The sequence below is a fragment of the Streptomyces sp. MnatMP-M17 genome (assembly GCF_900091995.1).
Lineage (GTDB): Bacteria > Actinomycetota > Actinomycetes > Streptomycetales > Streptomycetaceae > Streptomyces.
Genome location: NZ_FMDK01000016.1, coordinates 1 through 10,034, shown reverse-complemented (window position 1 = coordinate 10,034; position 10,034 = coordinate 1). Strand labels below are relative to the sequence as shown.

Below are 10,034 nucleotides of genomic sequence, written 5' to 3'. Positions count from 1 at the left end.
TCGGGTCCACCATCCAGAAGGTGAGGCGGTGGCGGCCCGCTCTGGGGAGGGTGTGGCGGGTGGGCGTGCGGTTGATGTTGTCCGAGGTGTTGCGCGCCCACTGCGCGCTCATCGTTCCGTCGTCCGCGCCCGTCGCCGCGATGATGTCGACCACCTGTGGGACCTCGTCGTCGAAGGACACCGCGTACCGCAGACCCGCGGTCGGCAGCGCCGGGTTGCGGGGTGAGACGTACGCCCAGACCGTGACCGGCCCGGACGCCAGCAGGCTCAGTTCGTACTCCAGCCTGGGCGAGCCTCCACCGCGCCGTGGCGTCCGGCTCGCGGCGGTGACCGGGAAGGGTGTCATGCCCGCGCCCGTACGTCCGATGCCCTCGATGCGCTGCCAGCGGACACCGTCGGCGGCGACCGTGCGGGTGGCGTGCTCCGCGTCGATCGCGACATAACCGCCCGCCTCCACAAAGCCGTTGACGCCCGCGAGGCCGTCGAGGATCCGCCGGTGGTCGACCACCGCCGTGACCGGGACCGCCGTGCCCTCCGGCCCGTACACCACGATCTCCGCCTCCGTCCGGCCGCGCGGCGCCCGCGACCAGTCCACCCGCAGCGTCGCCCGTATCTGCTGACCGACCTGGCCCTGCGGGCGGTCGACGGTGATCCAGGGGACGGACGGCACGATGCGGTAGCCGAACGGGCTCAGGCCCCGGTTGAAGACCTCGATGTACTGGGCAGGGCAGGTCTGGTACGGGCTGAACTCGGGCAGCACCGCCCGGCTTCCCGCGCCCGGCCACCACTCCTCCGAGCCGTCCACCGCCACGCCCAGCCGCGCGCCTTCCGGCAGTTCGATACGCCGGACGGCAGGGAACAGTTCGTCTGGCAGGGCTACATTGTCCAGCTCGGGCTGCTGCCAGGGCGCGTTCGGACCGTACCGCTCGATGTCCCCGTACCCGATGTGCGGCTGGGTCTGGAAGCCCCGCCATTTGCCGCCCGCCACCCGGGAGTTGAAGCGCTCGGCCAGCGCGAAGTCCTCGGCGAGCCCGGCCTCGGCGGCGGTCGCGCGGTCGTTGGTGGCGGCGCGGCCCTGCCGGGCGTAGAGAAGGTTGGTGAACTCGGCTTCGCGCAGCGCGTAGAGATTGGCGGTGGCCTGGACCGCGTACCCGGCCAGTTCGTACCACGCGTCCTGGTCGGCCGCCGGCAGACGCCGGGCGATCCGGTCGGCGTCCTTGGCGAGTTGCCGCCACTCCTCGGTGACCCGCTCCAGCTCGCGGTGGGCGGTGAGCGAGAACGGCGTGGCCTGGTCGTCGTAGACCACCGCCGAGGAGTCGGTGGCCGGGTCCTTCGCCGGGTCCAGGGTGATCCTGCGGTTGAGCAGTTCGGGCTTGCGGCGCGACTGGAGCCGGCCGTACGCGGCCAGTAGGGAGGCGATCGCGGCGGCCTGCGTCTCACCGAAGTTCTGCCGGGCGTAGCGCCGTTCCCACTCGGGCAGGTCGGCGAGCGTCCAGCGGTCCGGGTTCCAGGCGTAGTCGAGGAAGAACTGGGTCGGCAGCTCGTTGCCCTTGAGATCACCCACATTGGTGACCCAGAGACGGTTGTTGCCGTACGCGACGGCCTGGTGGAGCTGGTCCCACATGTTCGGCAGGGAGGTCGTGTCGACCCACTTGTAGTTACGGCCGAGACCGACATAGTCGAAGTGGTAGTAGAGGCCGTAGCCGCCGCTGCGGGCGGGCTCGGCCGGGTCGGGATGCTTGCGGATATTGCCCCAGTTGTCGTCGGTGAGGACGACGGTGACATCGTCGGGCGCGCGCAGTCCGCGGTCCCAGTAGTGCTGGACCTCCTTGTAGAGAGTCCACACCTGCGGGACGGAGGCGAGGGCGGTACGGGAGGCTCCTGCCCTACGAGAGGACCCGGAGGCGGCCGAAGAGTCCACGCCACCCACGGTCGAGGCGGCCCGCTCCCCGGCCCGCTCCCCCAGGACCTCCGCCAGGATCTGCCGTTGCGCCGCGATGATCTCCCGCATCAGCTCGATGCCGTCGCCGTCCGGCAGGCTCGTATCGCCGTTGCCGCGCATGCCGAGCGTGACCACGCCCTCGAAGTCCTGCTCGGCCAGGCGCCGGATCCCCTCGGTCCAATAGGCCTTGATCGCCTCGGCGTTGCGCAGGAAGGACCACTCGCCGGTACCGCCGTACGGATCGTGCCCAGGAGTGACGATCGCGCCGTCGCTGTCGCGTACGGCCGGGACGGCATGGCGGTTCCACTCCTCGATGCCCCGCATCATCGGAGCCTCATGGGACGTGCCCATGACAATCCCATATTCCTTGGCGCGGGCGTGATTGAGCGGGTCGTCCTCGGCGAAGGCGCGTCCCCACACCGCAGGCCACAGATAGTTCGCCTTGAGGCGCAGCATGACCTCGAAGACCTTGGCGTAGAAGCCGGCGTTGAAACCGCCGGGGAAGCCCTCGGCCTTGCCGGGACCGAAGTAGGCCGGGGCCCAGGTGCCGAGCGCCGGGTTCTCGTCGTTGATGAAGATCCCGCGGTACTTCACGACGGGCGTGCCCTGCGTATGGCGGCCGGGCAGGACATAGAGGGCGTCGCGGTGGACCGGCCGTACGTCGTCCCACCAGTACCAGGGCGAGACACCGATCCCGAGGGACACGTCGTACACCCCGAAGATCGTGCCGCGCTGATCACTGCCGGCCACGACGAACGCGCGGTCCACTCCCGGCAGCGGGTGCTCGACCACGGTCTGGAGCGAGGCCTCCCAGGCACCCTCGATCCCGCTGACATCGAGCTTTCCGGCCGCGATCAGGCCGTCGACCAGCGGCGAGCGCCCGATCGTACCGACAAGGACGATCTCCCGGTGGCCCGCCGGGACACCACGCCCGCCGAGGTCGGGGCGCACACGGGTGACACGCTCGATGTCGTCCCGCAGATCGCCCACCGCCCGTACCACGCCGGGGTGGTCGTCGGCGCTGACCACGAGCGGCGCCGCGCGCCCGGACCGTACGAGCGGGAAGGCACCGGTCCTCGGCGTGAAGGAGATGTACGCACCCGGATCCGTGGGCCGTACACCTCCTCCCGGTACAGCCGCGGCGGCAGGGCCCGCCGTACCGGGACCGACCACCACCCCGGCGCCGATCCCGATCCCGGTACCGAGAACGGCTCTGCGGCTGGGCTCGCGCGGGCCGGCACTCCCCATGACACCCATGAATCTCCTCCAGTCGCCGACGCCGCTTGGTGACGTCTCCGCATACTGGTCTGCATACTGGATCGGAGAATTCCCCGAAACAATGGCCCTGCGCGCTCGAAATATTTTCGAACCAGCTCCGCGCCGCACTCCGGGCACGACAGCCGCCCGCCGGGCACGACAAAGGCCCCGCACCACCGTCCTCGCCGGACGGAATGCGGGGCCCTCGCGGACCAGGTCGGTGGACTACTTGTTGATCTTGGTGACCTGGCCGGCGCCGACGGTCCGGCCGCCCTCACGGATGGCGAACTTGAGGCCCTCCTCCATGGCGACGGGCTGGATCAGCTCGACCGTCATGACGGTGTTGTCGCCCGGCATGACCATCTCGGTGCCCTCGGGGAGGGTCACCACGCCGGTCACGTCCGTGGTACGGAAGTAGAACTGCGGGCGGTAGTTGTTGAAGAACGGGGTGTGACGGCCACCCTCGTCCTTCGACAGGATGTAGGCCTGGGCCTCGAAGCTGGTGTGCGGCGTGACCGAACCCGGCTTGATGATGACCTGGCCGCGCTCGACGTCCTCGCGCTTGATGCCACGGAGGAGCAGACCGACGTTCTCACCGGCCTGGCCCTCGTCGAGCAGCTTGCGGAACATCTCGATACCGGTGACCGTGGTGGTGGTCTTCTCGGTCTTGATGCCGACGATGTCGACGGTCTCGTTGACCTTGAGGACACCACGCTCGATACGGCCGGTGACGACGGTGCCACGACCGGTGATCGTGAAGACGTCCTCGATCGGCATCAGGAACGGCTTGTCGACGTCGCGCTCGGGCTGCGGGATCGCCTCGTCGACGGCGGCCATCAGGTCCAGGACCGTCTGGCCCCACTCCTTGTCGCCCTCGAGCGCCTTGAGCGCCGAGACCTTGACGACCGGCAGGTCGTCGCCCGGGAACTCGTACTCGGAGAGAAGCTCACGGACCTCGAGCTCGACGAGCTCCATGATCTCCTCGTCGTCCACCATGTCGGCCTTGTTCAGGGCGACAACGATGTACGGCACGCCGACCTGGCGGGCCAGGAGCACGTGCTCCTTGGTCTGCGGCATCGGGCCGTCGGTGGCGGCGACCACGAGGATGGCGCCGTCCATCTGCGCCGCACCCGTGATCATGTTCTTGATGTAGTCCGCGTGACCGGGGCAGTCGACGTGGGCGTAGTGACGCGACTCGGTCTGGTACTCGACATGCGCGATGGAGATGGTGATACCGCGCTGGCGCTCCTCAGGAGCCTTGTCGATCTGGTCGAAGGCCGAGGCCTCGTTCAGGTCCGGGTACGCGTCATGCAGCACCTTGGTAATGGCGGCCGTGAGGGTCGTCTTACCGTGGTCGATGTGACCGATGGTGCCGATGTTGACGTGCGGCTTAGTCCGCTCGAACTTCGCCTTCGCCACTGGGGTCCTCCTGTGGAGTGGTTCTGTACGCCTTACTCATCGGCGCCAGGTGATCTTTGCTGGGATGCCGGGGCCCGGGGCGCTCCCGCCGTGATCCGGCGGGAATGCCCCAGGGCTTCCGGTGACAAGCCTAAAGCGTGAGCTCGGGAGAGTTACTCGCCCTTGGCCTTCGCGATGATCTCCTCGGCGACGTTCCGCGGAACCTCGGCGTAGGAGTCGAACTGCATCGAGTAGCTTGCGCGACCCGAGGTCTTGCTTCGGAGGTCTCCGACATAGCCGAACATCTCCGAGAGCGGCACCAGGCCCTTGATGACCCGGGCGCCGGCCCGCTCCTCCATGGCCTGGATCTGGCCACGGCGGGAGTTGATGTCGCCGATGACATCGCCCATGTAGTCCTCGGGCGTGGTGACCTCGACGGCCATCATCGGCTCCAGGAGCACGGGGGACGCCTTGCGGGCACCCTCCTTGAACGCCTGCGAACCGGCGATCTTGAACGCCAGCTCGGAGGAGTCGACCTCGTGGTACGCACCGTCGAGCAGCGTGATACGTACGCCGGTCATCTCGTAACCGGCCAGGATGCCGAACTGCATGGCTTCCTGAGCACCCGCGTCGACCGAAGGGATGTACTCCTTCGGGATACGGCCACCGGTGACCTTGTTCACGAACTCGTACGAGGCGTCGCCGCCCTCGATCGGCTCGATCGAGATCTGCACCTTGGCGAACTGGCCGGTGCCACCGGTCTGCTTCTTGTGGGTGTAGTCCACCCGCTCGACGGCCTTGCGGATCGTCTCACGGTAAGCGACCTGCGGCTTACCGACGTTCGCCTCGACGCGGAACTCGCGCTTCATACGGTCGACGAGGACCTCAAGGTGAAGCTCGCCCATACCGCCGATGACGGTCTGGCCGGTCTCCTCGTTGGTGTGCACCTGGAAGGAGGGGTCCTCCTCCGCGAGCCGCTGGATGGCGACACCCAGCTTCTCCTGGTCACCCTTGGACTTGGGCTCGATCGCGACCTCGATGACCGGCGCCGGGAAGTCCATGGACTCCAGGATCACCGGGTTCTTCTCGTCGCACAGCGTCTCACCGGTGGTGGTCTGCTTCAGACCCATCACGGCGACGATGTCGCCGGCGCCCACCGCCTCGATCTCCTCACGCTTGTTCGCGTGCATACGGTAGATCTTGCCGATGCGCTCCTTGCGGCCCTTCACGGAGTTCAGCACGGCGGTGCCGGACTCCAGACGGCCGGAGTACACCCGGACGAAGGTGAGCTTGCCGAGGTGCGGGTCGCTCATGATCTTGAACGCCAGGGCCGACAGCGGCTCGTCGTCCGAAGGCCTGCGCTTGACGACCAGCTCGGCGTCCTTGATGTCATGGCCCTCGATGGCCTCGACGTCCAGAGGCGACGGCAGGTAGCGCACGACCGCGTCGAGCAGGGGCTGAACGCCCTTGTTCTTGAACGCGGTTCCGCAGAACACCGGAGTGACGGTGGTGTCGTTCGACTTGCCCGACGCGATCGTGATGCGGCGGATGGCGGCGTAGAGCTGCTCCACGGTGGGCTCGACGCCCTCCAGGTACAGCTCCATCAGCTCGTCGTCGTTCTCGGAGACGACCTCGAGCAGCTTGCCGCGCCACTCCTCGGCCGCCTCGGTGTGCGTGGCCGGGATGTCGACGACGTCGTACATCTCGCCCTTGGCGGCCTCGGCGGACCAGACGAGGGCCTTCATCGTCACGAGGTCGACGACGCCCTTGAAGTCCATCTCGGCACCGATCGGAAGCTGCATGACGATCGGGGTCGCGCCGAGGCGGTCCGAGATCATGTCGACGCAGCGGTGGAACTCCGCGCCGGTCCGGTCGAGCTTGTTGACGAAGCAGATACGGGGCACGCCGTAACGGTCGGCCTGACGCCACACCGTCTCGGACTGCGGCTCCACACCCGCGACACCGTCGAACACGGTGACGGCACCGTCGAGGACGCGGAGCGAACGCTCCACCTCGACCGTGAAGTCCACGTGGCCCGGGGTGTCAATGATGTTGATGGTGTGGTCGACGTCCTCGAGCGGCCAGTGACAGGTGGTCGCGGCGGACGTGATCGTGATGCCGCGCTCCTGCTCCTGCTCCATCCAGTCCATCGTGGCAGCGCCGTCGTGGACCTCACCGATCTTGTAGCTCACACCGGTGTAGAACAGGATGCGCTCGGTGGTCGTCGTCTTGCCCGCGTCGATGTGGGCCATGATCCCGATATTGCGGACCTTGGCCAGGTCAAGCGAAGTGGTGGCCATGAGGCTCAATCTTCTCTCGGTCTCGATGGGGGTAGCGACTACCAGCGGTAGTGCGCGAAGGCCTTGTTGGACTCGGCCATCTTGTGCGTGTCCTCACGCTTCTTGACCGAGGCGCCGAGACCGTTGGAGGCGTCGAGCAGCTCGTTCATGAGGCGTTCGGTCATGGTCTTCTCGCGACGGGCGCGGGAGTAACCCACGACCCAGCGGAGTGCGAGGGTGGCGGCGCGACCGGGCTTGACCTCGATCGGCACCTGGTAGGTGGCACCACCGACACGGCGGGACTTGACCTCAAGCGTGGGCTTGACGTTCTCAAGCGCGCGCTTCAGCGTGATGACCGGGTCGTTCCCGGTCTTCTCGCGGAGACCTTCCATGGCGCCGTACACGATCCGCTCGGCGGTGGAACGCTTGCCGTTGAGCAGGATCTTGTTGATCAGCGAGGTGACAAGAGGAGAACCGTAGACCGGGTCGATGATGACCGGGCGCTTCGGGGCAGGGCCCTTACGAGGCATTCTTACTTCTCCTTCTTGGCGCCGTAGCGGCTGCGGGCCTGCTTGCGGTTCTTGACACCCTGGGTGTCGAGGGAGCCGCGGATGATCTTGTAACGAACACCAGGCAGGTCCTTCACACGGCCACCTCGCACGAGCACGATGGAGTGCTCCTGGAGGTTGTGTCCCTCACCCGGAATGTAGGCCGTGACCTCGATGCCGGAGGTCAGACGCACACGCGCGACCTTCCGGAGGGCCGAGTTCGGCTTCTTCGGGGTGGTCGTGAACACACGCGTGCAGACGCCGCGGCGCTGCGGGGAACCCTCGAGCGCGGGCGTCTTGTTCTTCTCGACCTTGTCCTGCCGGCCCTTCCGGACCAGCTGCTGGATCGTAGGCACTACTTCTCCGGTTTCTGTGTGCCGTTAGTACAACTAACCTGGAACGACTCCGACCCACGCGGTCGGGTGTGTCGAATGCTGCATGACCCCGCCGTAGGCGAAGAAGGCGCAGATTACGGTGGCCGATACTCGAACTCGCCATGCGGCTGAAGACACGCACAGGAGCCCAGGCACACCCCAGGCACAAGGTCTGAGCGTACCTACCTCATCGACTCCGGTCAAAACAAATGCCCTGGGCCGGACACGCCGTACGGCAGAGGGAAAGGCGCCACGCCGGGATTCCCGCTTTCCCAGGGTAAACCGGCCGTTCTTCCTGCATGTACCCGTCACCTTCAGTAGCTTGTCCTGTTCATCAGGACGATCGGGGGAGCCCATGTCTGTATCGGAATTACCGGGTGACGCGGGGCTGGACGACCGCGTTCCGTTTCTGGCCCGGCTGGAGCGTGAGGACCGGGCGGCGCTGCTGGCACTGGGCCGCGTCCTCCGCTTCGTCCCCCGTACGCCTCTTATCCACCAGCACGAACCGTCCACCCATGTACTGCTGATCCTGCACGGCTGGACGAAGGTGACGGCATCGGCCGCCAACGGGTACGAGGCACTGCTCGCCCTGCGCGGCCCCGGCGACATCGTCGGCGAGTCCGCGGCGCTCACCGGCCGGGTACGGGCGGCCACCGTGACCGCGCTGGAACCGGTGGAGGCGGTCGCCGTCGAACACGACCGGTTCCGGGAATACCTCGCCCGTTCACCGCAGGTTTCGCTGAAATTACTCGGACTCACCGCCGACCGCACCAGGGCGGCGGACCGGCGGCGGCTGGAATTCGGCTCGATGAGCGTACGGGAGCGCTTCGCCGTACTGCTGCTCGATCTGGCGCGCACGCACGGGCGGCGCACGGAGGAGGGCATCGAACTCTCCGTACCGCTCAGCAAACAGGAACTGGCCGGGTCGGTCGGCGCCTCGCGCGAGATGGTGCAGCGGCTGCTCAAGGACTTACGGGACCGGCAGGCGGTCGTCACGGGCCGGCGGACGATGCTGATCCTGCGGCCGGAGGTGCTCCGGCAGATCGCGCGCTCGGGACCGGGCGCGCCGTAGCCGTCCACGCCGTTTACTCGGCTTGCTCCACCTGCTTACTCGACTTGCTTCACCCACGGTCACTCTGTGCGAGCACAGACATCGCGCGGGTGACTCTGTGCACATGGTCACACTTCCAGTGCGTCATCCGCCCTCACCACAGGGAGCGCTCCGGCACCACGCTGCTGCATCACGGCATCCCACCGAGAGGCGCAGCATGACCGACCCTGTGAGCCGCACGATTCTGCTGCTCGACATCGAGAAGTACAGCGACCGCGACGATGTGGAGCAGACCTATCTGCGCCGCATGCTCTACGACATCGCGGACCGCGCCCTGGAGACGGCCGGTATCGACGAGCCGCAGCGGCGGCGTGCGGACCGCGGCGACGCCGTGATGGAACTGATCGACGCGAACGCCTCGGTCGCCAGGCTGCTCCGGGCCCTGCTGACCGAGGTGCCCGCACAGTTGAGGGCGACCAACAGGATGGCGTCCAGCTCCGCCCAGATCCGGCTGCGGGCAGTCCTCGCGACCGGCTATGTGGCGATCGACGGGCACGGCGGATGGGTCGGCTCCGACCTCAACCACGCGTGCCGGCTGCTCGACGCCGAACTGCTGCGGGAGGCGCTGCGCGAGCGGTCCGACGACTTCGTCCTCTGTGTCTCCGAGCCGGTGCACGCCGGGATCGTGCGCCATGAGTACGCCGGTATTCCGGCGAGCGACTTCCATCCCGTCACGGTCGGCAGCAAGAACGGGCCGCTGCCGGCCTGGCTGCATGGTCCGGTGCCGAAGGGGGCGGCCACCGGGTCGGGGACCGGCGGCCACGGGATGGGAGGGGGGAGACCGGCGCCGGGCGGTACAGGGGGCCGCCAGGCGCCGGCTTCCACCGAGGGCACTGGAAACACCGACGGTACGGCGACCACCGCTCCACGCGCGGTCGCGCCGCCCGTAAGCCCCGCGCCCGTAAGCCCTGCGCCCGGCCCTCAGTTCTCCGGCGGTTCGCAGTCCTTCGGCGGCAGTCTGGTCATGGGCGACCAGACCGGTGTCTCGGGAGGCTGGGTCGGCGGCGATGTCGTCATGGGCGGAGGCACGGGCCCGAGTACGGACACAGGCTCCGGCACCGGCACCGGCTCCGGCACATCCGCCGAGCGAGGTGAGCGGTCATGATCCCGCAGGCCCCGCCCGCC

The 10,034-nt window shown here is 67.8% G+C and carries 7 protein-coding genes; 2 read left to right on the top strand and 5 right to left on the bottom strand.

Features of this window, described 5'->3' with window-relative positions; translation table 11 throughout:
- The 5 genes from GA0115259_RS00960 to rpsL all read right to left on the bottom strand — a co-directional run.
- On the bottom strand, positions 1-3,190 hold a 3,190-nt coding region (locus GA0115259_RS00960; protein ID WP_093589348.1), incomplete at its 3' end, for a glycosyl hydrolase 115 family protein.
- A 234-nt stretch (positions 3,191-3,424) separates the two neighbouring features.
- Positions 3,425-4,618 carry an elongation factor Tu gene (gene tuf / locus GA0115259_RS00955; protein WP_046503245.1) on the bottom strand — a complete coding sequence of 398 codons (1,194 nt, stop codon included), beginning with the start codon at positions 4,616-4,618 and terminating at the stop codon, positions 3,425-3,427.
- 152 nt (positions 4,619-4,770) lie between these two features.
- Positions 4,771-6,897, bottom strand: coding sequence for an elongation factor G (gene fusA / locus GA0115259_RS00950; protein ID WP_093589345.1), 2,127 nt, complete (start codon positions 6,895-6,897; stop codon positions 4,771-4,773).
- Positions 6,898-6,935: 38 nt separating this feature from the next.
- Positions 6,936-7,406: a 30S ribosomal protein S7 gene (gene rpsG, locus GA0115259_RS00945; RefSeq protein ID WP_030742163.1), complete on the bottom strand. Its 471-nt coding sequence runs from the start codon at positions 7,404-7,406 to the stop codon at positions 6,936-6,938.
- A 2-nt stretch (positions 7,407-7,408) separates the two neighbouring features.
- On the bottom strand, positions 7,409-7,780 hold the full coding sequence (gene rpsL / locus GA0115259_RS00940) for a 30S ribosomal protein S12 (protein ID WP_003948652.1): 372 nt from the start codon (positions 7,778-7,780) through the stop codon (positions 7,409-7,411).
- A gap of 373 nt (positions 7,781-8,153) precedes the next feature.
- Here rpsL and GA0115259_RS00935 point away from each other — a divergent pair, with 373 nt between their 5' ends.
- Positions 8,154-8,870 (top strand): Crp/Fnr family transcriptional regulator, encoded by a 717-nt coding sequence (locus GA0115259_RS00935; RefSeq protein WP_093589342.1) that lies wholly within the window; start codon positions 8,154-8,156, stop codon positions 8,868-8,870.
- 196 nt (positions 8,871-9,066) lie between these two features.
- Positions 9,067-10,014, top strand: a complete 948-nt coding sequence (locus GA0115259_RS39885; RefSeq protein WP_237539671.1) for a hypothetical protein — start codon at positions 9,067-9,069, stop codon at positions 10,012-10,014.
- Positions 10,015-10,034 lie beyond the last annotated feature (20 nt).

Excerpts from the sequence above, each read along its gene's own strand:
- fusA (WP_093589345.1), bottom strand. The coding sequence starts at position 6,897 with ATGGCCACCACTTCGCTTGACCTGGCCAAGGTCCGCAATATCGGGATC.
- rpsG (WP_030742163.1), bottom strand. The coding sequence starts at position 7,406 with ATGCCTCGTAAGGGCCCTGCCCCGAAGCGCCCGGTCATCATCGACCCG.
- GA0115259_RS00935 (WP_093589342.1), top strand. The coding sequence starts at position 8,154 with ATGTCTGTATCGGAATTACCGGGTGACGCGGGGCTGGACGACCGCGTT.
- GA0115259_RS39885 (WP_237539671.1), top strand. The coding sequence starts at position 9,067 with ATGACCGACCCTGTGAGCCGCACGATTCTGCTGCTCGACATCGAGAAG.